Source organism: Pseudomonas sp. WS 5412, from assembly GCF_012985615.1.
Lineage (GTDB): Bacteria > Pseudomonadota > Gammaproteobacteria > Pseudomonadales > Pseudomonadaceae > Aquipseudomonas > Aquipseudomonas shahriarae.
Genome location: NZ_JAARMB010000001.1, coordinates 18,291 through 40,145, shown reverse-complemented (window position 1 = coordinate 40,145; position 21,855 = coordinate 18,291). Strand labels below are relative to the sequence as shown.

Annotated in this window: 33 protein-coding genes; 1 reads left to right on the top strand and 32 read right to left on the bottom strand. The window is 55.9% G+C overall.

What is annotated here, in order from left to right; translation table 11 throughout:
- Nucleotides 1-6: 6 nt before the first annotated feature.
- On the bottom strand, nt 7-1,401 hold the full coding sequence (locus tag HBR94_RS00255) for an MFS transporter (RefSeq protein WP_057960763.1): 1,395 nt from the start codon (nt 1,399-1,401) through the stop codon (nt 7-9).
- A 180-nt stretch (nt 1,402-1,581) separates the two neighbouring features.
- Between HBR94_RS00255 and uvrA the strand changes: the two genes are divergently transcribed.
- A complete protein-coding gene (gene uvrA / locus HBR94_RS00250; protein WP_170043978.1) occupies nt 1,582-4,416 on the top strand; it encodes an excinuclease ABC subunit UvrA in 2,835 nt (944 codons plus the stop codon).
- Nucleotides 4,417-4,483: 67 nt separating this feature from the next.
- Here the strand turns inward: uvrA and bfr are convergent, their stop codons facing one another.
- The 31 genes from bfr to tuf form a co-directional block, all read right to left on the bottom strand.
- Nucleotides 4,484-4,948, bottom strand: coding sequence for a bacterioferritin (gene bfr / locus HBR94_RS00245; protein ID WP_029299402.1), 465 nt, complete (start codon nt 4,946-4,948; stop codon nt 4,484-4,486).
- A 155-nt stretch (nt 4,949-5,103) separates the two neighbouring features.
- Nucleotides 5,104-6,552 (bottom strand): catalase, encoded by a 1,449-nt coding sequence (locus HBR94_RS00240; RefSeq protein WP_170043977.1) that lies wholly within the window; start codon nt 6,550-6,552, stop codon nt 5,104-5,106.
- A gap of 228 nt (nt 6,553-6,780) precedes the next feature.
- A complete protein-coding gene (gene rplQ / locus HBR94_RS00235; RefSeq protein WP_007918448.1) occupies nt 6,781-7,167 on the bottom strand; it encodes a 50S ribosomal protein L17 in 387 nt (128 codons plus the stop codon).
- 41 nt (nt 7,168-7,208) lie between these two features.
- Nucleotides 7,209-8,210, bottom strand: a complete 1,002-nt coding sequence (rpoA, locus tag HBR94_RS00230) for a DNA-directed RNA polymerase subunit alpha (RefSeq protein ID WP_003176403.1) — start codon at nt 8,208-8,210, stop codon at nt 7,209-7,211.
- Nucleotides 8,211-8,232: 22 nt separating this feature from the next.
- A complete protein-coding gene (rpsD, locus tag HBR94_RS00225; protein WP_003210056.1) occupies nt 8,233-8,853 on the bottom strand; it encodes a 30S ribosomal protein S4 in 621 nt (206 codons plus the stop codon).
- A gap of 18 nt (nt 8,854-8,871) precedes the next feature.
- Entirely contained in the window at nt 8,872-9,261 is a 390-nt protein-coding gene (rpsK, locus tag HBR94_RS00220) for a 30S ribosomal protein S11 (protein ID WP_002555466.1), read from the bottom strand.
- 30 nt (nt 9,262-9,291) lie between these two features.
- Nucleotides 9,292-9,648 (bottom strand): 30S ribosomal protein S13, encoded by a 357-nt coding sequence (gene rpsM, locus HBR94_RS00215; RefSeq protein ID WP_024077676.1) that lies wholly within the window; start codon nt 9,646-9,648, stop codon nt 9,292-9,294.
- Nucleotides 9,649-9,777: 129 nt separating this feature from the next.
- The gene (gene rpmJ, locus HBR94_RS00210) at nt 9,778-9,894 is read right to left on the bottom strand and encodes a 50S ribosomal protein L36 (RefSeq protein ID WP_002555468.1); all 117 of its coding nucleotides are present in this window, start codon (nt 9,892-9,894) and stop codon (nt 9,778-9,780) included.
- A 28-nt stretch (nt 9,895-9,922) separates the two neighbouring features.
- The gene (gene secY, locus HBR94_RS00205; RefSeq protein WP_038443739.1) at nt 9,923-11,251 is read right to left on the bottom strand and encodes a preprotein translocase subunit SecY; all 1,329 of its coding nucleotides are present in this window, start codon (nt 11,249-11,251) and stop codon (nt 9,923-9,925) included.
- A complete protein-coding gene (rplO, locus tag HBR94_RS00200; RefSeq protein ID WP_003176407.1) occupies nt 11,252-11,689 on the bottom strand; it encodes a 50S ribosomal protein L15 in 438 nt (145 codons plus the stop codon).
- 3 nt (nt 11,690-11,692) lie between these two features.
- Entirely contained in the window at nt 11,693-11,869 is a 177-nt protein-coding gene (gene rpmD, locus HBR94_RS00195; RefSeq protein ID WP_003176408.1) for a 50S ribosomal protein L30, read from the bottom strand.
- 2 nt (nt 11,870-11,871) lie between these two features.
- Nucleotides 11,872-12,372: a 30S ribosomal protein S5 gene (gene rpsE / locus HBR94_RS00190; RefSeq protein WP_003186035.1), complete on the bottom strand. Its 501-nt coding sequence runs from the start codon at nt 12,370-12,372 to the stop codon at nt 11,872-11,874.
- 3 nt (nt 12,373-12,375) lie between these two features.
- Entirely contained in the window at nt 12,376-12,726 is a 351-nt protein-coding gene (rplR, locus tag HBR94_RS00185) for a 50S ribosomal protein L18 (RefSeq protein ID WP_003186037.1), read from the bottom strand.
- Between the two features lie 10 nt (nt 12,727-12,736).
- The gene (gene rplF / locus HBR94_RS00180; protein WP_003176412.1) at nt 12,737-13,270 is read right to left on the bottom strand and encodes a 50S ribosomal protein L6; all 534 of its coding nucleotides are present in this window, start codon (nt 13,268-13,270) and stop codon (nt 12,737-12,739) included.
- Between the two features lie 12 nt (nt 13,271-13,282).
- Nucleotides 13,283-13,675, bottom strand: coding sequence for a 30S ribosomal protein S8 (gene rpsH / locus HBR94_RS00175; protein WP_017848802.1), 393 nt, complete (start codon nt 13,673-13,675; stop codon nt 13,283-13,285).
- Nucleotides 13,676-13,883: 208 nt separating this feature from the next.
- Nucleotides 13,884-14,189 carry a 30S ribosomal protein S14 gene (gene rpsN / locus HBR94_RS00170; protein WP_003176414.1) on the bottom strand — a complete coding sequence of 102 codons (306 nt, stop codon included), beginning with the start codon at nt 14,187-14,189 and terminating at the stop codon, nt 13,884-13,886.
- 13 nt (nt 14,190-14,202) lie between these two features.
- The gene (gene rplE, locus HBR94_RS00165; protein ID WP_003210069.1) at nt 14,203-14,742 is read right to left on the bottom strand and encodes a 50S ribosomal protein L5; all 540 of its coding nucleotides are present in this window, start codon (nt 14,740-14,742) and stop codon (nt 14,203-14,205) included.
- 22 nt (nt 14,743-14,764) lie between these two features.
- Complete coding sequence (gene rplX, locus HBR94_RS00160; RefSeq protein WP_029299388.1) at nt 14,765-15,079, bottom strand: 50S ribosomal protein L24; 315 nt, start codon at nt 15,077-15,079, stop codon at nt 14,765-14,767.
- An 11-nt stretch (nt 15,080-15,090) separates the two neighbouring features.
- The gene (gene rplN, locus HBR94_RS00155) at nt 15,091-15,459 is read right to left on the bottom strand and encodes a 50S ribosomal protein L14 (RefSeq protein ID WP_002555479.1); all 369 of its coding nucleotides are present in this window, start codon (nt 15,457-15,459) and stop codon (nt 15,091-15,093) included.
- 23 nt (nt 15,460-15,482) lie between these two features.
- Nucleotides 15,483-15,749 carry a 30S ribosomal protein S17 gene (gene rpsQ / locus HBR94_RS00150; RefSeq protein ID WP_003176419.1) on the bottom strand — a complete coding sequence of 89 codons (267 nt, stop codon included), beginning with the start codon at nt 15,747-15,749 and terminating at the stop codon, nt 15,483-15,485.
- A 2-nt stretch (nt 15,750-15,751) separates the two neighbouring features.
- Nucleotides 15,752-15,943 carry a 50S ribosomal protein L29 gene (gene rpmC, locus HBR94_RS00145; RefSeq protein ID WP_002555481.1) on the bottom strand — a complete coding sequence of 64 codons (192 nt, stop codon included), beginning with the start codon at nt 15,941-15,943 and terminating at the stop codon, nt 15,752-15,754.
- Entirely contained in the window at nt 15,943-16,356 is a 414-nt protein-coding gene (gene rplP / locus HBR94_RS00140; RefSeq protein ID WP_003232424.1) for a 50S ribosomal protein L16, read from the bottom strand. The genes rpmC and rplP overlap by 1 nt, the downstream gene beginning before the upstream one ends.
- 12 nt (nt 16,357-16,368) lie before the next feature.
- A complete protein-coding gene (gene rpsC, locus HBR94_RS00135) occupies nt 16,369-17,055 on the bottom strand; it encodes a 30S ribosomal protein S3 (RefSeq protein ID WP_003176422.1) in 687 nt (228 codons plus the stop codon).
- Between the two features lie 13 nt (nt 17,056-17,068).
- Nucleotides 17,069-17,401: a 50S ribosomal protein L22 gene (gene rplV, locus HBR94_RS00130; RefSeq protein WP_003103908.1), complete on the bottom strand. Its 333-nt coding sequence runs from the start codon at nt 17,399-17,401 to the stop codon at nt 17,069-17,071.
- 11 nt (nt 17,402-17,412) lie between these two features.
- The gene (gene rpsS, locus HBR94_RS00125) at nt 17,413-17,688 is read right to left on the bottom strand and encodes a 30S ribosomal protein S19 (RefSeq protein WP_002555486.1); all 276 of its coding nucleotides are present in this window, start codon (nt 17,686-17,688) and stop codon (nt 17,413-17,415) included.
- Between the two features lie 16 nt (nt 17,689-17,704).
- A complete protein-coding gene (rplB, locus tag HBR94_RS00120; RefSeq protein WP_003176423.1) occupies nt 17,705-18,529 on the bottom strand; it encodes a 50S ribosomal protein L2 in 825 nt (274 codons plus the stop codon).
- Between the two features lie 14 nt (nt 18,530-18,543).
- Nucleotides 18,544-18,843: a 50S ribosomal protein L23 gene (gene rplW / locus HBR94_RS00115; protein ID WP_002555488.1), complete on the bottom strand. Its 300-nt coding sequence runs from the start codon at nt 18,841-18,843 to the stop codon at nt 18,544-18,546.
- A complete protein-coding gene (gene rplD, locus HBR94_RS00110) occupies nt 18,840-19,442 on the bottom strand; it encodes a 50S ribosomal protein L4 (RefSeq protein ID WP_057438746.1) in 603 nt (200 codons plus the stop codon). Before rplD ends, rplW begins: the two co-directional genes overlap by 4 nt.
- 12 nt (nt 19,443-19,454) lie before the next feature.
- Nucleotides 19,455-20,090, bottom strand: coding sequence for a 50S ribosomal protein L3 (gene rplC, locus HBR94_RS00105; RefSeq protein ID WP_003194649.1), 636 nt, complete (start codon nt 20,088-20,090; stop codon nt 19,455-19,457).
- An 81-nt stretch (nt 20,091-20,171) separates the two neighbouring features.
- Nucleotides 20,172-20,483 carry a 30S ribosomal protein S10 gene (gene rpsJ, locus HBR94_RS00100; RefSeq protein WP_003186070.1) on the bottom strand — a complete coding sequence of 104 codons (312 nt, stop codon included), beginning with the start codon at nt 20,481-20,483 and terminating at the stop codon, nt 20,172-20,174.
- A gap of 157 nt (nt 20,484-20,640) precedes the next feature.
- Nucleotides 20,641-21,834, bottom strand: coding sequence for an elongation factor Tu (gene tuf / locus HBR94_RS00095; RefSeq protein WP_003176426.1), 1,194 nt, complete (start codon nt 21,832-21,834; stop codon nt 20,641-20,643).
- Nucleotides 21,835-21,855: the final 21 nt, after the last annotated feature.

Sequence of the window (21,855 nt, the reverse complement as noted above, 5' to 3'; positions counted from 1 at the left end):
GTTCTCCTAGGCTGGGCGCGCTGTCGGCACTGGGTTGACCAGTTGCTCGAGCGTCGCGCGATCCAATAGTTCGGTGTCCAATTTGATGTAAATGGCCGCTTCTTCCGCGACCACGACTGCATCTGTTACCCCTACGACGGCCTTCAGGCGTTCTACCAGACCGCTTTCACGGATCGCCTCGGGCGATAGCGGCAAACGCAGACTTGTGACGTAGGGAGGTTCGCGCATGGTAACAGCAAAGACCAGCCAAAGTGCAGCCAGCCCGGCGCATCCGAGGAACACAACCGACAAACCGCCATGCTGGAACATCCAGCCGCCCATGATGCCGCCCAGCGCCGAACCGAGGAACTGGCTGGTGGAATACACCCCCATTGCCGTGCCTTTGCCGCCTGCCGGTGACACTTTACTGATCAGCGAAGGCAGTGACGCCTCCAGCAGGTTGAACGCGGTGAAAAACACCACCGTGCCGATTACCAGTGCCCGTAGGCTGTCGCCGAACTGCCAGAAGAATAGTTCAGTGAGCATCAATGTCGCGACGGCGCCGAGCAAAACTCGTTTCATTTTGCGTTTCTTCTCGCCATAGATGATGAACGGGATCATGGCAAAGAACGAAATCAGCAATGCGGTCAGGTACACCCACCAGTGCTCCTCCTTGGGCAACCCGGCCTTTTCCACCAGCGCCAGGGGCAAGGCGACGAAGCTGCACATCAACATCGCGTGCAATACGAAGATACCTAAATCCAGGCGCAGCAGATCCGGGTGCTTGAGGGTCGGTAGCAGCGCCTGCTTCGCCACGCCCGATTCACGGTGCTGCAGCGGCCCGGTGGAGCGCGGCACCATAAAGGCCACGATCACGATACCCAACAGGGCCATGCCGCCAGTGGCCAGGAACAGGCCGTGCAAGCCAAAGGCGCGGGTCAGCAAGGGGCCCACCACCATGGCCACGGCAAACGACAGGCCGATGGTCATGCCGATCATGGCCATGGCCTTGGTGCGATGTTGTTCGCGGGTCAGGTCCGACAGCAGCGCCATCACCGCCGCAGAAATCGCCCCGGCGCCCTGCAGGATACGTCCGGCGATCACGCCCCAGATCGAATCGGCATTGGCCGCCAGCACACTGCCCAGGGCAAAGATGATCAGCCCCAGGTAGATCACCGGTCGGCGGCCAATGCGGTCGGAAATGATCCCGAACGGGATCTGGAAAATCGCCTGGGTCAGGCCATAGGCGCCAATCGCCAGGCCGATCAGGGCCGGGGTCGCGCCTGCGAGGTCCATGCCATAGGTCGCCAGTACCGGCAACACCATAAACATGCCCAGCATACGGAAGGCGAACACCAGGGCCAGACCGCTTGCTGCTCGGGTCTCGCCGCTACTCATGCGTTCGCTGTGGGGATCGTGCATGGAAAAACCTCGTGTGAACCGGCGGCGATTCTACCAGTCCCATCGTTTGAGAGGGTATATGCGGCGCTTTGCCGCGCAGCTTTCATGTAAGGCTGAAATGGGCAAACTGACAGTGTATATTCATCCAGTCTTTAACCGTATACTCCTGCATTATTTATACGCCCGCCGTGCGAGGCCATCTTGGACAAGATCCTGATTCGTGGGGCTAGAACCCACAACCTGAAGAACATCGACCTGACCCTGCCCCGGGACAAACTGATTGTCATCACCGGCTTGTCCGGGTCCGGCAAATCATCGCTGGCGTTCGACACGCTGTATGCCGAAGGCCAGCGTCGTTATGTGGAGTCGCTGTCGGCCTATGCCCGGCAGTTCCTGTCGATGATGGAAAAGCCTGATGTCGACACCATCGAAGGCCTGTCGCCAGCCATTTCCATCGAACAGAAGTCGACCTCCCACAACCCGCGTTCCACCGTGGGCACCATTACCGAAATCTACGATTACCTGCGCTTGCTGTATGCACGCGTCGGTATTCCGCGCTGCCCGGATCACGATATCCCGCTGGAAGCCCAGACCGTCAGCCAGATGGTCGACCTGGTGCTGGCCCAGCCGGAAGGCGCCAAGCTGATGCTGCTGGCGCCGGTGATTCGTGAGCGCAAGGGCGAGCACCTGTCGGTCTTCGAAGAGCTGCGCGCCCAGGGCTTTGTCCGCGCCCGGATCAACGGCAAGCTGTATGAGCTGGATGAAGCGCCGAAGCTGGATAAACAGAAGAAGCACACCATTGATGTGGTGGTCGACCGTTTCAAGGTGCGTGCCGATTTGCAGCAACGCCTGGCGGAGTCGTTCGAGACCGCGCTGAAGCTGGCAGACGGTATTGCCCTGGTGGCGCCGATGGACGACGAGCCGGGCGAAGAAATCATCTTCTCCGCGCGCTTCGCCTGCCCGATCTGCGGCCACGCCATCAGTGAGCTGGAACCCAAGCTGTTCTCCTTCAACAACCCGGCTGGCGCCTGCCCGACCTGTGATGGGCTGGGGGTCAAGCAGTTCTTCGATATCAAGCGCCTGGTCAATGGCGACCTGACGCTGGCGGAGGGCGCGATACGTGGTTGGGACCGGCGCAATGTGTACTACTTCCAGATGCTCGGGTCGTTGGCTGCCCACTATAAATTCAGCCTGGAAGTGCCTTTCAACGAGCTGCCGGCCGAGCAACAAAAAGTCATCCTGCACGGCAGCGGCTCGCAGAACGTCGACTTCAAGTACCTGAATGATCGTGGCGACATCGTCAAGCGCTCCCACCCGTTCGAAGGCATCGTGCCTAACCTGGAACGGCGCTACCGGGAAACCGAGTCAGCCAGTGTGCGCGAGGAGCTGGCCAAGTTCCTCAGCACCCAGCCCTGCCCGGATTGCCGCGGCACCCGTTTGCGTCGCGAGGCCCGCCACGTCTGGGTCGGCGAGAAAACCCTGCCGGCAGTGAGCAACCTGCCCATCGGCGATGCCTGCGAATACTTCGGCGTATTGAAGTTGACCGGGCGACGCGGCGAAATTGCCGACAAGATCCTCAAGGAAATCCGCGAGCGTCTGCAGTTCCTGGTCAATGTGGGGTTGGATTACCTGTCCCTGGATCGCAGTGCCGACACCCTGTCTGGCGGCGAGGCACAGCGCATACGCCTGGCCAGCCAGATCGGCGCCGGCCTGGTGGGCGTGCTGTACATTCTCGACGAGCCGTCCATCGGCCTGCACCAGCGTGACAACGATCGTCTGCTGGGCACGCTCAAGCACCTGCGGGACATCGGCAACACGGTGATCGTGGTCGAACACGATGAGGATGCCATTCGCCTGGCGGACTATGTGGTCGATATCGGCCCTGGTGCCGGCGTGCATGGCGGCCATATTGTGGCCCAGGGCACTCCCGCGGAAGTCATGGCCCATCCGGACTCATTGACAGGGAAATACCTGTCTGGCCGGGTAAAAATCGAAGTGCCGGCCAAACGTACGCCACGCAACAAAAAACAGGCGCTGCACCTCAAGGGCGCGCGCGGCAACAACCTGCGCAATGTCGACCTGGAAATCCCCCTGGGCCTGCTGACCTGCGTGACCGGTGTATCCGGCTCTGGCAAGTCGACGCTGATCAACAACACGCTGTTCCCCCTCAGTGCCACGGCACTGAACGGTGCCACCACCCTGGAAGCTGCCGCCCATGACAGCATCAAGGGCCTGGAGCTGCTGGATAAAGTGGTGGATATCGACCAGAGCCCGATCGGTCGCACGCCCCGCTCCAACCCTGCAACCTATACCGGGCTGTTCACGCCGATTCGCGAACTGTTCGCCGGTGTGCCGGAGTCCCGCTCGCGGGGTTATGGGCCAGGGCGCTTCTCCTTCAACGTCAAGGGCGGGCGCTGCGAGGCGTGCCAGGGCGATGGCCTGATCAAGGTCGAGATGCACTTCCTCCCGGACATCTACGTGCCGTGCGATGTGTGCAAGAGCAAGCGTTACAACCGCGAAACCCTGGAGATCAAGTACAAGGGCAAGAACATCCATGAAACCCTCGAGATGACCATCGAGGAGGCGCGGGTGTTCTTTGACGCAGTGCCGGCCCTGGCACGCAAACTCCAGACCCTGATGGACGTGGGCTTGTCGTATATCAAGCTAGGGCAGTCGGCGACTACGCTGTCCGGTGGTGAGGCGCAGCGGGTGAAGCTGTCTCGCGAGCTGTCCAAGCGCGATACCGGCAAGACCTTGTACATCCTCGATGAGCCGACCACCGGCTTGCACTTTGCGGATATTCAGCAGTTGCTCGACGTGCTGCACCGCCTGCGCGACCACGGCAACACGGTAGTCGTGATTGAGCACAACCTGGATGTAATCAAGACGGCCGACTGGCTGGTGGACCTGGGGCCGGAAGGCGGCTCCAAGGGTGGGCAGATTATTGCGGTGGGTACGCCGGAGCAGGTTTCCGAGATGCCGCAGTCCCACACTGGCTACTATCTGAAGCCGTTGCTGGCGCGCGACCGGGCCTGAGTTTTCGGGCCCAACAAAAAGCCCCTGTCACCGCTACGGTGACAGGGGCTTTTTTATGCCGGCAAAATCAGAACTGCGATTGCAGGTAGTTTTCCAGACCGATCAACTTGATCAGACCCAGCTGCTTTTCCAGCCAGTAGGTGTGATCTTCTTCAGTGTCGTTCAACTGTACGCGCAGGATTTCCCGGGTCACGTAGTCGTTGTGCTTCTCGCAAAGCTCGATGCCTTTGCACAGCGCCGCGCGGACCTTGTATTCCAGGCGCAAGTCGCTGGCGAGCATCTCAGGCACGGTGGTACCGGTATCCAGGTCGTCAGGACGCATACGCGGCGTTCCTTCGAGCATCAGGATACGGCGCATCAGCGCGTCGGCGTGCTGTGCCTCTTCTTCCATTTCGTGATTGATACGCTCGTAGAGCTCGGTAAAGCCCCAGTCTTCGTACATCCGCGAGTGAATGAAATATTGGTCACGAGCTGCCAGTTCGCCCGTCAGCAACGTGTTGAGGTAATCGATTACGTCGGGGTGACCTTGCATCGCCCTACATCTCCCTGCTTGAAAGGCCCTAGTTTGAACCATGCTGACCTGCAGGTCACGAGACGAACGGCAGAAAAGTGAAGATTTTCAGAGAAAAGTAGCTGAAATAACGCAAAAACCGCCCAAATGAGGGCGGTTCTGCTTATCACTTAGAGTCAGTTAAGCGATACACCCAGCGCTGTTGCGATTCCTTCTCCATAAGCGGGATCAGCTTTGAAGAAGTGCTGCAGTTGACGCTGAACCACATCACTGGAAACCCCGGCCATCGCGCCGGCGATGTTGTTAATCAACAGCGCTTTTTGCTCAGCGTTCATCAGGCGGAACAGCGCACCGGCATGGCTGTAGTAATCAGTGTCTTCGCGGTGGTCGTAACGATCGGCCGCACCACTGAGCGCCAAGGCTGGTTCTGCGTACTGCGGTGCCTGTTTTGGCGCATCGGCGTAACTGTTTGGCTCGTAGTTGGGAGCCGCACCGCCGTTGGTGCCGAACGCCATGGACCCGTCACGCTGATAGGTGTTGACCGGACTGCGTGGAGCATTCACTGGCAGATGCTGATGGTTAGTGCCGATACGGTAGCGGTGCGCATCGGCGTAAGCGAATACACGGCCCTGCAGCATGCGATCCGGCGACAAAGCGACGCCTGGCACCATGTTGCTTGGGCCGAACGCGGCCTGCTCCACTTCGGCGAAGTAGTTCTGCGGGTTGCGGTTCAACTCCAGCTCACCCACTTCAATCAACGGGAACTCTTTCTGCGACCAGGTTTTGGTTACGTCGAAGGGGTTCTCGTAGTGAGCGTTGGCCTGGGCCTCAGTCATGATCTGGATGCACACACGCCATTTAGGGAAGTCACCACGCTCAATGGCCCCAAACAGATCGCGCTGGGCGTAATCCGGATCGGTACCAGCCAGACGCGCTGCATCGGCAGGCGCCAGGTTCTTGATGCCTTGCTTGGTCTTGTAGTGCCACTTCACCCAATGACGCTCGCCATTGGCGTTGATCAAGCTGTAGGTGTGGCTACCAAAGCCATGCATATGACGGTAGCCGTCAGGGATGCCACGGTCCGAAAACAGGATGGTGACCTGGTGCAGCGCCTCAGGCGAGTGCGACCAGAAGTCCCACATCATCTGTGCACTTTTCAGGTTGCTTTGCGGCAGGCGCTTTTGAGTGTGGATAAAGTCGGGGAACTTCAGCGGGTCACGGATAAAGAACACCGGGGTGTTGTTACCAACGATGTCCCAGTTGCCTTCTTCGGTGTAGAACTTCAGCGCGAAGCCACGTGGGTCGCGCTCGGTGTCTGCCGAGCCGCGTTCACCGCCTACGGTAGAGAAGCGCAGAAAGGTCGGAGTCTGCTTACCGACAGCGTCAAACAGTTTGGCACTGGTGTATTGGGTGATGTCTTTGGTAACCGTGAAGGTGCCATACGCTCCCGAGCCTTTGGCGTGTACGCGGCGCTCTGGGATGTTTTCACGGTTGAAGTGGGCAAGCTTCTCGATCAGGTGAAAGTCGTCGAGCAACAACGGGCCACGCGGGCCTGCGGAACGGGAATTCTGGTTATCCGCAACGGGAGCACCGCTGGCGGTTGTAAGGGTTTTATTCTGGCTCATGCTCAATCTCCTCAGGTCAGTCTTGGAACTGCCGGCTAATCGGCTTGGAGGCAGTATTGACCAGGAAGATGACACCTTCAAATGTATTAAATCATGCCACTCAATAGATTTTTACTAACAACCAATCGACCCGCATAGCCAAAGGGCAATGAGTGAACATCACGTTGCTTTTCAATCGCCCACAAAAAACCGGGCACAAGGCCCGGTTTTTCGTAGCAGACTGTCGTCTTACTCGGCGGATACAGCTTCGCCAGCAGTAGCACGATCAACCAACTCGACGTACGCCATAGGCGCGTTGTCGCCAGTGCGGAAACCGCACTTGAGGATGCGCAGGTAGCCACCCTCACGGGTAGCATAACGCTTGCCCAGGTCGTTGAAGAGCTTACCAACGATAGCTTTCGAACGAGTACGGTCGAAAGCCAGACGGCGGTTAGCCAGGCTGTCTGTCTTGGCCAAAGTGATCAGCGGCTCAGCAACGCGACGCAGTTCTTTGGCTTTCGGCAGTGTAGTTTTAATCAGCTCGTGCTCGAACAGCGACACCGCCATGTTTTGAAACATGGCCTTGCGGTGCGAGCTGGTACGGCTCAGGTGACGACCACTTTTACGATGACGCATGGTTCATTCCTTACCAAACTCACGTTCGGTGATTACGACGATCAGGCAGTCGCCTTGTCGTCCTTCTTAAGACTTGCAGGCGGCCAGTTGTCGAGGCGCATGCCGAGGGACAGACCGCGGGAGGCCAGAACGTCCTTGATTTCAGTCAAGGATTTCTTGCCCAGGTTCGGAGTCTTCAACAGTTCTACTTCGGTACGCTGAATCAGGTCACCGATGTAGTAAATGTTTTCCGCCTTAAGGCAGTTAGCCGAACGTACAGTCAGTTCCAGATCGTCAACCGGGCGAAGCAGGATCGGATCGATCTCGTCTTCCTGCTCGATTACCACTGGTTCGCTGTCACCTTTGAGGTCGACGAACGCAGCCAACTGCTGTTGCAGAATGGTTGCAGCGCGGCGAATAGCCTCTTCAGGATCCAGAGTACCGTTGGTTTCCAGATCAATAACCAGCTTGTCCAGGTTAGTACGCTGCTCGACACGGGCGTTTTCCACCACGTATGCGATACGGCGAACCGGGCTGAACGAAGAGTCAAGCTGCAAGCGACCAATGCTGCGGCTTTCGTCTTCATCGCTCTGACGCGAGTCGGCCGGTTCATAACCACGACCACGAGCTACGGTGAGCTTCATGTTCAAAGCGCCGTTAGACGCCAGGTTAGCGATTACGTGATCGGGGTTAACGATCTCGACATCATGATCCAGCTGAATATCGGCAGCGGTAACCACCCCCGAACCCTTCTTCGACAAGGTCAGCGTAACTTCGTCACGGCCGTGCAGCTTGATAGCCAGACCTTTAAGGTTCAACAGGATTTCAATTACGTCTTCCTGTACACCTTCGATGGCGCTGTACTCGTGGAGCACACCGTCAATCTCGGCCTCGACTACTGCACAGCCGGGCATTGAGGACAACAGGATGCGGCGCAGCGCGTTGCCCAGGGTGTGGCCAAAACCACGCTCGAGAGGCTCGAGAGTGATCTTGGCGCGGGTTGGACTGACAACCTGCACATCAATGTGGCGGGGTGTCAGGAACTCATTTACCGAAATCTGCATGGATGCACCTATTTTCTAGCCCTTACTTGGAGTAGAGCTCGACAATCAGGCTTTCGTTGATGTCGGCGGACAGATCACTGCGAGCAGGAACGTTCTTGAAAACGCCCGACTTCTTCTCAGTGTCTACTTCTACCCATTCTACGCGGCCACGTTGGGCACACAGATCGAGAGCTTGGACAATGCGAAGTTGGTTTTTTGCTTTCTCGCGAATCGCGACCACGTCACCAGCACGAACCTGGTAGGACGGAACGTTAACGGTTTGGCCGTTTACGCTGACGGATTTGTGCGATACCAGCTGACGGGATTCGGCACGAGTCGAACCAAAGCCCATACGGTATACAACGTTGTCCAGACGGCATTCGAGCAGTTGCAGCAGGTTTTCACCGGTTGCACCTTTCTTGCCAGCAGCTTCTTTGTAGTAGCCGCTGAACTGACGCTCGAGAACGCCGTAGATACGACGGACCTTCTGCTTTTCACGCAGTTGGGTGCCGTAATCGGACTGGCGACCGCGGCGTTGGCCGTGGATACCAGGTGCTGCTTCAATGTTGCACTTCGATTCGATCGCGCGCACGCCGCTCTTCAGGAAGAGATCGGTGCCTTCGCGACGAGCGAGTTTGCATTTTGGACCAATGTAACGAGCCATTCTTTACAATCTCCTGGATTACACGCGGCGCTTCTTCGGCGGACGGCACCCGTTGTGCGGGATTGGCGTCACGTCGGTGATGCTGGCGATCTTATAGCCACAGCCGTTCAAAGCACGGACAGCAGACTCACGACCTGGACCTGGACCCTTGACGTTAACGTCGAGGTTTTTCAGGCCATATTCCAGCGCAGCTTGACCAGCACGTTCAGCAGCTACTTGAGCAGCAAACGGGGTGGACTTGCGGGAACCGCGGAAACCCGAACCACCGGAGGTAGCCCAAGAAAGCGCGTTACCTTGACGGTCGGTGATGGTCACGATGGTGTTGTTAAAAGATGCATGGATGTGGGCGATGCCATCAACCACTGTCTTTTTAACTTTTTTACGAGGACGAGCAGCAGGTTTTGCCATGATAATTTTCCTGTCGATTCGCTGGGGCGATTACTTGCGGATCGGCTTACGCGGACCTTTACGGGTACGCGCGTTAGTCTTGGTACGCTGACCGCGCACTGGAAGACCACGACGATGACGCAGACCGCGATAGCAACCGAGGTCCATCAAACGCTTGATTTTCATGTTGATTTCGCGACGCAGGTCACCTTCAGTGGTGAACTTCGCCACTTCGCCACGCAGCAATTCAATCTGCTCGTCGCTCAGATCCTTGATCTTAGCGGCTGGGTTTACCCCAGCAACTGCGCAAATTTTCTGCGCAGTAGTGCGACCAACACCATAGATGTAGGTCAGCGAGATAACAGTGTGCTTGTTATCTGGAATGTTAACGCCTGCAATACGGGCCATTCAGTGGGACTCCAATTGACAGCTACCTACGCCCCGGAAGCCAAGAAATAGGGCGCGAGATAATATCGCTGTAATAACAAATAATCAACCCGGCAGCGCACTAGCTGCCGGGCTTCAAGCGGATCACACTCAGCCTTGGCGCTGTTTGTGACGCGGTTCCGCGCTGCAAATTACTCGAACAACACCTTCGCGGCGAATAATCTTGCAGTTACGGCACAGCTTTTTCACCGATGCACGAACTTTCATCACCAACTCCTCGAACCTTATGGGGTACTCAGCGCAACATGCCGCTGCCGTAGCCCTTCAGGTTGGCTTTCTTCATCAGGGATTCGTACTGGTGCGAAACGAGGTGCGATTGTACTTGGGACATGAAGTCCATCACAACCACGACCACGATCAGCAACGAGGTCCCGCCAAGGTAGAACGGAACGTTTGCTGCAACCACCAGGAACTGGGGCAACAAGCACACGGCCGTCATATATAGAGCACCGAACAGGGTCAAACGGGTCAGAACGCCATCAATGTAGCGCGCCGACTGCTCGCCTGGACGAATACCCGGAATAAAGGCACCGGACTTCTTCAGGTTTTCCGCTACGTCTTTCGGATTGAACATCAACGCCGTATAGAAGAAGCAGAAGAAAATAATCCCTGCACTAAACAGCAGAATATTCAACGGCTGACCAGGAGCGATCGACTGCGAGATGTCCTGCAACCAGCCCATACCTTCAGACTGACCGAACCAGGCACCCAGCGAAGCCGGGAACAGCAAAATGCTGCTCGCGAAGATAGCAGGAATAACACCGGCCATATTCACTTTCAGCGGCAAGTGGCTGGTCTGCGCAGCGAAGACCTTACGGCCCTGCTGACGCTTGGCGTAGTGAACAGCAATACGACGCTGGCCACGCTCAATGAACACCACAAAACCGATAATCGCTACTGCCAGCAAACCGATGGCAACCAAGGCGAAGATATTGATATCACCCTGACGTGCAGACTCGAAAGACTGCCCGATTGCCCTCGGAAGACCGGCGACGATACCTGCGAAAATCAACATCGAGATACCGTTGCCAACACCACGCTCAGTAATCTGCTCACCCAGCCACATCATGAACATCGCACCAGCCACAAATGTGGTTACCGCGACGAAATGGAAGCCAAAGTCACCAGTGAACGCTACGCCCTGCCCTGCCAGACCAATGGACATGCCAATAGCCTGGACAAGAGCAAGAGCGACAGTGAGGTAGCGGGTGTACTGGCTTATCTTGCGACGACCAGCTTCACCTTCCTTCTTCAACTGCTCCAGCTGCGGGCTGACGGCGCTCATCAACTGCATGATGATCGATGCCGAAATGTACGGCATGATCCCCAGTGCAAAGATGCTCATCCGCTCCAGCGCGCCGCCGGAAAACATGTTGAACAAGCTAAGAATGGTCCCCTCATTCTGTCGAAACAGGTCTGCGAGTCGGTCCGGGTTGATACCTGGAACCGGGATGTGTGCGCCTATTCGGTAGACGATAATCGCCAGGAACAGAAAACGCAGACGAGCCCAAAGTTCAGACATACCGCCTTTGCCGAGCGCTGAGAGAGCACCTTGCTTAGCCATTTATTCCTCGAACTTGCCGCCAGCTGCTTCGATAGCCGAACGCGCACCTTTGGTGGCGCCGATTCCCTTGCCGATAGTGACAGCGCGAGTCACTTCACCGGACAGCATGATTTTCACACGCTGTACGTTGACGTTGATCACGTTGGCATCTTTCAGGGTCTGCACGGTAACGATGTCGCCTTCCACTTTAGCCAGCTCGGACAGACGCACTTCTGCGCGGTCCATGGCCTTCAGGGAAACGAAACCGAACTTCGGCAGGCGACGATGCAGCGGCTGTTGACCGCCTTCAAAGCCTGGAGCGATGGTGCCACCGGAGCGGGAGGTTTGACCTTTGTGGCCACGGCCACCAGTCTTACCCAAACCGCTACCGATACCACGGCCCGGACGATGCTTTTCGCGACGGGAACCCGGCGCTGGACTCAGATCATTGAGTTTCATCGATTAACCCTCGACACGCAGCATGTAGTAAGCCTTGTTGATCATCCCGCGATTCTCGGGAGTATCCTGGACTTCTACAGTGTGACCGATGCGACGCAGACCCAAACCCTTAACGCACAATTTGTGGTTAGGGATGCGGCCGGTCATGCTTTTGATCAGCGTTACTTTAACGGTAGCCATGATCAGAAGATCTCCTTGACGCTTTTGCCACGCTTGGCGGCAATGGATTCAGGAGATTGCATAGCTTTCAAACCTTTGAAAGTGGCGTGAACCACGTTTACCGGGTTAGTCGAGCCGTAGCACTTGGCCAGAACGTTCTGAACACCAGCAACCTCGAGGACAGCACGCATAGCGCCGCCAGCGATGATACCGGTACCTTCAGAAGCAGGCTGCATGTACACCTTCGAAGCGCCGTGAGCGGACTTCATTGCGTACTGCAGAGTGGTGCCGTTCAGGTCAACTTGGATCATGTTGCGACGAGCAGCTTCCATTGCCTTCTGGATCGCAGCAGGCACTTCACGCGACTTGCCACGGCCGAAGCCAACACGGCCCTTACCATCACCAACCACGGTCAACGCGGTGAAGGTGAAGATACGGCCGCCTTTAACGGTTTTGGCTACGCGGTTAACTTGAACCAGCTTCTCAATGTAGCCTTCGTCGCGCTTTTGGTCGTTATTTGACATAACTTAGAACTCCAGCCCAGCTTCACGAGCAGCATCAGCCAGCGCTTTAACGCGGCCGTGGTACTTGAAGCCAGAGCGGTCGAAAGCCACTTGCGAGACGCCAGCGGCCTTAGCACGCGTAGCGACCAGCTGGCCAACCTTAGTGGCCGCGTCGATGTTGCCAGTGGCACCATCACGCAGTTCTTTATCCAAAGTCGAGGCGCTTGCCAGGACTTTGTTGCCGTCGGCCGAGATGACCTGGGCGTAGATGTGCTGCGACGAGCGGAACACGCAGAGACGCACGACTTCGAGTTCGTGCATTTTCAGGCGTGCTTTGCGAGCGCGACGCAGTCGAGTAACTTTTTTGTCGGTCATTTGCTATGCCCTACTTCTTCTTGGCTTCTTTACGACGGACGACTTCGTCCGCGTAGCGCACACCTTTGCCTTTGTACGGCTCTGGTGGACGGAAGTCGCGGATCTCGGCAGCCACTTGACCTACCAGCTGCTTGTCGATGCCCTTGATCAGGATATCGGTCTGGCTAGGAGTTTCAGCGGTGATGCCTTCCGGCAGTTCGTAATCCACTGGGTGCGAGAAGCCAAGGGCCAGGTTCAAAACCGTGCCTTTTGCTTGCGCTTTGTAACCAACACCGACCAGCTGGAGCTTACGCTCGAAGCCTTGGCTTACGCCTTGGACCATGTTGTTTACCAACGCACGCGTGGTACCGGCCATTGCGCGAGTTTGTTGATCGCCATTGCGAGCAGCGAAACGCAGCTCACCAGCTTCTTCAACGATCTCAACGGACGAATGGATGTTCAGTTCAAGAGTACCCTTGGCACCCTTCACCGAAAGCTGTTGGCCTGCGAATTTTACTTCGACACCGGCTGGCAGCTTAACGGGGTTCTTAGCGACGCGAGACATGCTTATCCCCCCTTAGAACACAGTGCAAAGAACTTCGCCGCCGACACCGGCAGCGCGCGCAGCACGATCCGTCATCACACCTTTGTTGGTGGAGACGATAGACACGCCAAGACCGCCACGAACTTTCGGCAGATCTTCAACGGACTTGTACTGACGCAGGCCTGGACGGCTAACGCGCTTCACTTCCTCGATGACCGGACGGCCTTCGAAGTACTTCAGCTCGATGGACAGCAGTGGCTTGATTTCGCTGCTGATCTGATAACCCGCAATGTAGCCTTCGTCTTTCAGGACTTTGGCAACAGCTACCTTCAACGTGGAAGATGGCATGCTTACGACGGACTTTTCAGCCATCTGGGCATTACGGATACGAGTTAGCATGTCCGCTAACGGGTCCTGCATACTCATGGGCTAGACGCTCCTAATACAAAAAAATTAGCCTTGCGGCTACATATGTCACCGAGAATCTCCGGGCATAAAACACACGGGCTCAGGCGAGCCGCGTATTTTAGACACACTCCGGAAATGAAACAAGCCCCAAAAGGGGCTTGTTCCAGATTCTAGGCCACCGGCGGTCAGTATCTTGCGATCCTGGCCACCGAGACTTCGAAAGTACTTACCAGCTGGCTTTAACCAGACCAGGTACGTCACCACGCATTGCCGCTTCACGCAGTTTGTTACGGCCGAGGCCGAACTTGCGGTAAACGCCGTGTGGACGACCGGTCAGGCGGCAGCGGTTACGCATGCGCGAAGCGCTTGCGTCACGTGGCTGCTTCTGCAGAGCTACTGTAGCTTCCCAACGCGCTTCTGGACTTGCGTTCAGATCAACGATGATAGCTTTCAGTGCTGCACGCTTCTTGGCGTACTTGGCAACCGTGAGCTGACGCTTCAGCTCGCGGTTTTTCATGCTCATCTTGGCCATGGTCCTACTCCAATCAGTTGCGGAACGGGAATTTGAACGCACGCAGCAGAGCGCGGCCTTCATCATCGTTCTTGGCAGTGGTGGTCAGGGTGATGTCCAGACCGCGGAGAGCATCGATCTTGTCGTAGTCGATTTCCGGGAAGATGATCTGCTCTTTCACGCCCATGCTGTAGTTACCACGACCATCGAAGGACTTGGCATTCAGGCCGCGGAAGTCGCGAACCCGAGGCAGGGAGATCGACAGCAGACGATCCAGGAACTCGTACATACGCTCACGGCGCAGAGTCACTTTGACACCGATCGGCCAACCTTCACGGACTTTAAAGCCAGCGATGGATTTCCGAGCGTAAGTCACAACGACTTTTTGACCGGTGATCTTTTCCAGGTCAGCAACAGCGTGCTCGATGACTTTTTTGTCACCGATCGCCTCGCCCAGACCCATGTTCAGGGTGATTTTGGTAACGCGCGGAACTTCCATCACGTTCGAAAGCTTAAGTTCTTCCTTAAGCTTCGGAGCGATTTCCTTCCGGTAAATCTCTTTTAGTCGTGCCATGGTCTTATCTACCTAGCAGTGTTCAAGCATCAACCGCTTTTTGGGTCGACTTGAAGACACGAATTTTCTTACCGTCTTCTACTTTGAAACCAACGCGGTCAGCCTTGTTGGTTTCGCCGTTGAAGATGGCGACGTTAGAAGCGTGCAATGGCGCTTCTTTCTCGACGATACCGCCCTGTACGCCCGACGCGGGGTTAGGCTTGGTATGACGCTTGACCAGGTTCAGACCACCAATGACCAGACGGTCATCAGCAAGAACCTTCAGCACCTTACCGCGCTTACCTTTGTCTTTGCCGGCGATCACGATGATCTCGTCGTCACGACGAATCTTTTGCATGTCGGATCTCCTTACAGCACTTCTGGGGCGAGCGAGACGATCTTCATGAACTTCTCAGTACGAAGTTCACGGGTCACTGGCCCAAAGATACGGGTGCCGATCGGCTCTTGCTTGTTGTTCAGAAGAACAGCAGCGTTGCCATCAAAGCGGATAATGGAGCCATCAGCACGACGTACGCCGTGACGAGTGCGGACTACAACAGCAGTCATCACTTGGCCTTTTTTCACTTTACCGCGAGGAATTGCTTCCTTCACGGTAACTTTGATGATGTCACCGATACCAGCGTAACGACGATGGGAGCCACCCAGCACCTTGATGCACATAACACGGCGAGCGCCGCTGTTATCGGCCACATCGAGCATGGATTGAGTCTGAATCATATAATTTCTCCGACCCCTAGTCCTTAGACTTCCACAGCGCGTTCGAGAACATCAACCAGTGCCCAAGACTTGGTCTTGGCCAGCGGACGAGTTTCACGAATAGTGACTTTGTCGCCGATGTGGCACTGATTGGTTTCGTCGTGCGCGTGCAGCTTAGTCGAACGCTTAACATATTTACCGTAGATCGGGTGCTTAACGCGACGCTCGATCAAAACGGTGATGGTTTTGTCCATCTTGTCGCTGACAACACGGCCAGTCAGCGTACGGACAGTCTTTTCGGCTTCAGCCATGATCACTTACCTGCCTGCTGGTTGAGCACAGTCTTCACGCGAGCGATGTCACGCTTAACTTGCGAGAGCAGATGAGACTGCCCCAACTGGCCAGTTGCTTTCTGCATACGCAGATTGAACTGGTCGCGCAGCAGGCCGAGCAGTTGCTCGTTCAGCTGCTGTGCGGATTTTTCACGAAGTTCATTCGCTTTCATCACATCACCGTCCGTTTAACAAAGGCGGTGGCGAGCGGCAGCTTTGCAGCAGCCAGGGCAAAAGCCTCACGCGCCAGCTCTTCAGTTACACCCTCGATTTCATACAGGACTTTGCCTGGCTGAATCTGGGCTACCCAGTATTCCACGTTACCCTTACCTTTACCCATCCGAACCTCGAGAGGCTTTTTGGAGATCGGCTTGTCCGGGAATACACGGATCCAGATCTTGCCGCCACGTTTAACGTGACGGGTCAGAGCACGACGCGCTGACTCGATCTGACGAGCGGTGAGACGACCACGAGCTACAGACTTCAGCGCGAACTCGCCGAAGCTGACTTTGCTACCGCGCTGAGCCAGACCACGGTTGTGGCCTGTCATCTGCTTGCGGAACTTCGTACGCTTAGGTTGCAACATTTGGCGTACCCCTTACTTAGCAGCTTTTTTACGAGGCGCTGGTGCTTGTGGTTTCAGTTCTTCTTGGCGACCACCAATTACTTCGCCCTTGAAGATCCAAACCTTTACACCGATCACACCGTAAGTGGTGTGAGCTTCGTAGTTGGCATAGTCGATGTCGGCACGCAGGGTGTGCAATGGCACACGACCTTCGCGATACCATTCAGTACGTGCGATTTCAGCACCGCCGAGACGACCGCTCACTTGGATTTTGATGCCTTTGGCACCAATGCGCATGGCGTTCTGTACAGCGCGCTTCATAGCACGACGGAACATTACGCGGCGCTCCAGCTGCTGAGCTACGCTCTGCGCAACCAGCATACCGTCGAGCTCCGGCTTGCGGATCTCTTCGATATTGATGTGCACAGGCACACCCATTTGCTTGGTCAGGTCCTGACGCAGTTTCTCAACATCTTCACCTTTCTTCCCGATAACGATACCTGGACGAGCGGTGTGGATGGTGATACGTGCAGTTTGCGCCGGACGATGGATATCGATACGGCTTACGGACGCGCTTTTTAGTTTGTCTTGGAGATACTCACGCACCTTCAGATCAGCGAACAAATAGTCCGCATAAGTCCGACCGTCTGCGTACCAGACGGAGGTGTGCTCCTTGACGATTCCCAGGCGAATGCCAATGGGATGTACTTTCTGACCCATCTCTTCGACTCCGTTACTTGTCAGCAACCTTGACAGTGATATGGCAAGACCGCTTGACGATGCGATCAGCACGGCCTTTGGCACGCGGCATGATACGCTTCAGCGAACGCCCTTCGTTGACGAAAACGGTGCTGACCTTCAGGTCATCAACGTCTGCGCCTTCGTTATGCTCGGCGTTGGCTACGGCCGACTCCAGCACTTTCTTCATGATCTCGGCGGCTTTCTTACTGCTGAAAGCCAACAGGTTGAGCGCTTCGCCCACCTTCTTCCCGCGGATCTGGTCGGCGACCAAGCGGGCTTTCTGGGCGGAGATTCGAGCGCCCGACAACTTAGCGGCTACTTCCATTTCCTAACCCCTTAACGCTTGGCTTTCTTGTCTGCCACGTGCCCACGATAAGTGCGGGTACCGGCAAACTCGCCCAGTTTGTGGCCGACCATGTCTTCGTTAACGAGAACTGGGACGTGCTGACGACCGTTGTGTACTGCGATGGTCAAACCGACCATTTGTGGCAGGATCATAGAACGGCGCGACCAGGTCTTAACTGGTTTGCGATCGTTCTTTTCCGCCGCCACTTCGATCTTCTTCAGTAGGTGAAGATCAATAAAAGGACCTTTTTTCAGAGAACGTGGCACTGTCGTATCCCTCTATTTACTTGCGACGACGGACGATCATTTTGTCGGTACGCTTATTACCACGAGTCTTCGCGCCCTTAGTCGGGAAGCCCCATGGCGATACCGGATGACGACCACCAGAGGTACGACCTTCACCACCACCGTGTGGGTGGTCAACCGGGTTCATGGCAACACCACGAACGGTTGGGCGAACGCCACGCCAGCGTTTGGCACCAGCTTTACCCAGCGAACGCAGGCTGTGCTCGGAGTTCGAGACTTCGCCCAGGGTCGCACGGCATTCAGCCAGTACTTTACGCATCTCACCAGAACGCAGACGCAGGGTCACGTAGACACCTTCACGAGCGATCAGCTGAGCCGAAGCACCAGCGGAACGAGCGATCTGTGCGCCTTTACCTGGCTTCAATTCGATGCCGTGTACGGTGCTACCAACTGGAATGTTACGCAGTTGCAGAGCGTTGCCCGGCTTGATCGGTGCCAGGGCACCTGCGATCAGCTGGTCGCCAGCACTCACGCCTTTAGGCGCGATGATGTAGCGACGCTCGCCATCTGCGTACAGCAGCAGAGCGATGTGAGCAGTACGGTTTGGATCGTATTCGATACGCTCGACAGTGGCAGAGATGCCATCTTTGTCGTTGCGACGGAAATCGACCAGACGATAATGCTGCTTATGGCCACCACCGATGTGACGAGTGGTAATGCGACCATTGTTGTTACGACCACCAGTCTTCGATTTCTTCTCGAGCAGCGGTGCGTGAGGAGCGCCTTTATGCAGCTCCTGGTTGACCACCTTGACCACAAAACGGCGGCCAGGGGAAGTCGGTTTGCATTTAACGATTGCCATGATGCACCCCTTCCTTACTCAGCACTGCTGCTGAAATCGAGATCTTGGCCTGGCTGAAGGGAGATAACTGCCTTCTTCCAGTCATTACGCTTGCCCAGACCGCGAGCAGTGCGCTTGCTCTTACCCAGAACATTCAGGGTAGTAACACGCTCTACTTTCACGCTGAACAGGCTTTCGACGGCCTTCTTGATTTCCAGCTTGGTTGCGTCAGTTGCAACCTTGAAAACGAACTGGCCTTTCTTGTCAGCCAGAACCGTAGCCTTTTCGGAAACGTGCGGGCCAAGCAGAACTTTAAATACGCGTTCCTGGTTCATCCCAGCAGCTCCTCGAATTTCTTCACGGCCGACACGGTGATCAACACCTTGTCGTATGCGATCAGACTAACTGGATCGGAACCTTGCACGTCACGTACATCAACGTGTGGCAGGTTGCGAGCAGCCAGGTACAGGTTCTGATCAACAGCTTCAGACACGATCAGGACATCAGTCAGACCCATGCCGTTCAGCTTGTTCAGCAGATCTTTGGTTTTCGGCGCTTCAACAGCGAAGTCCTGAACCACGACCAGACGATCAGTACGCACGAGTTCAGCAAGGATGGAGCGCAGTGCTGCGCGATACATCTTCTTGTTGAGCTTCTGAGAGTGATCCTGTGGACGAGCTGCGAAAGTGGTACCGCCGCCACGCCAGATTGGGCTACGGATAGTACCGGCACGAGCACGGCCAGTACCTTTCTGACGCCAAGGGCGCTTACCGCCACCACGAACGTCGGAACGGGTCTTTTGCTGCTTGCTACCTTGACGGCCGCCGGCCATGTAGGCCACGACTGCTTGGTGAACGAGCGTCTCGTTGAATTCGCCGCCAAATGTCAGTTCGGAAACTTCGATCGCTTGAGCGTCATTTACATTTAATTGCATGTCAGCTTCCCCTTAACCGCGAGCCTTGGCCGCTGGACGTACAACCAGGTTGCCGCCAGTAGCGCCAGGAACAGCACCCTTGACCAACAACAGATTGCGTTCAGCGTCGACGCGCACTACTTCGAGGGACTGCACGGTCACGCGCTCAGCGCCCATATGACCGGACATTTTTTTGCCCTTGAATACACGACCAGGAGTCTGGCACTGGCCAATAGAGCCCGGGACGCGGTGGGAAACGGAGTTACCGTGAGTGTTGTCTTGGCCACGGAAATTCCAACGCTTGATCGTACCCTGGAAGCCTTTACCCTTGGACTGACCGGTTACATCAACCAGTTGACCAGCGGCGAAGATTTCAGCGTTGATCAGATCGCCAGCCTGGTAGTCACCATCTTCAAGACGGAACTCCATAACAGTACGACCAGCTGCAACGTTTGCTTTAGCGAAGTGACCTGCTTGAGCAGCAGTCACGCGCGAAGCACGACGCTCGCCGACAGTGACTTGCACTGCACGATAGCCATCGGTTTCTTCAGTTTTGAACTGGGTGACGCGATTCGGCTCGATCTCAATGACCGTGACCGGAATGGAGACACCTTCTTCGGTGAAAATACGGGTCATACCGCATTTACGACCGACTACACCAATAGTCATGTTGTAAACCTCATGAGTGTACGGGGCTTTCACCCGCTATGGCCGCCCATTTCAGAGCGTTACACGACTAAGACCCGAGTCTTAGCCGAGGCTGATCTGTACTTCCACACCGGCCGCCAGATCAAGCTTCATAAGTGCATCAACGGTTTTATCCGTTGGCTGGACGATGTCCAGAACGCGCTTATGAGTACGGATCTCGTACTGGTCACGCGCGTCTTTGTTGACGTGCGGGGAGACCAGAACGGTGAACCGCTCTTTGCGGGTAGGCAGTGGAATAGGACCACGCACTTGTGCCCCAGTACGTTTCGCGGTTTCCACGATTTCCTGGGTGGATTGGTCGATCAGGCGATGGTCAAAAGCCTTCAACCTGATACGGATTTGCTGATTTTGCATTGGATTTCAGACTCCGGCTGCTATTCCCACCGAGCGCACTGCGCCCGTTAAAAGGAGGCGCAATTCTATAGACGCCCCAGATAGGTGTCAACCCAATAAAAAAGCCCCCGCTGAGCGGGGGCTTTTCAAAGCATCGAAGCTATCTCAGAAGAGATACTTACTCGATGATTTTAGCTACAACGCCAGCACCAACGGTACGGCCGCCTTCACGGATTGCGAAGCGCAGACCGTCTTCCATTGCGATGGTTTTGATCAGGGTGACAACCATTTTGATGTTGTCGCCTGGCATTACCATTTCAACGCCTTCCGGCAGTTCGCAGTTACCAGTCACGTCAGTAGTACGGAAGTAGAACTGTGGACGGTAGCCTTTGAAGAACGGAGTGTGACGACCGCCTTCTTCTTTGCTCAGCACGTACACTTCAGCTTCGAACTTGGTGTGCGGCTTAACCGAACCTGGCTTAACCAGAACCTGGCCACGCTCAACGTCGTCACGCTTGGTACCACGCAGCAGAACGCCGCAGTTCTCGCCAGCACGACCTTCGTCGAGCAGCTTACGGAACATTTCAACACCGGTGCAGGTGGTGACGGTAGTGTCACGCAGACCAACGATTTCCAGTGGATCCTGAACCTTGACGATACCGCGCTCGATACGACCAGTTACAACAGTACCGCGACCGGAGATCGAGAATACGTCTTCGATTGGCATCAGGAACGGCTTGTCGATAACACGAACTGGATCTGGGATGTAGCTGTCCAGAGTCTCAACCAGTTTACGAACGGACGTGGTGCCCATTTCGTTATCGTCTTTGCCTTCCAGAGCCATACGAGCAGAACCGATGATGATCGGAGTGTCGTCGCCTGGGAAGTCGTAAGTGCTCAGCAGATCGCGCACTTCCATCTCAACCAGTTCCAGCAGCTCAGCGTCGTCTACCAGGTCGGCCTTGTTCAGGTAAACCACGATGTACGGAACGCCTACCTGACGGGACAGCAGGATGTGCTCACGGGTTTGTGGCATCGGACCATCAGCGGCCGAGCAAACCAGGATTGCGCCGTCCATCTGGGCAGCACCGGTGATCATGTTCTTCACATAGTCAGCGTGACCTGGGCAGTCAACGTGAGCGTAGTGACGGATCAGCGAGTTGTATTCAACGTGCGCGGTGTTGATGGTGATACCACGAGCTTTTTCTTCTGGCGCGCTGTCGATTTTATCGAAATCAACGATTGCGGAACCGAATACTTCGGAGCAAACGCGAGTCAGAGCAGCAGTCAGAGTGGTTTTACCATGGTCAACGTGACCGATAGTGCCAACGTTGACGTGCGGTAGGGAACGATCAAATTTTTCTTTAGCCACGACAATTAACTCCTTGCCTAA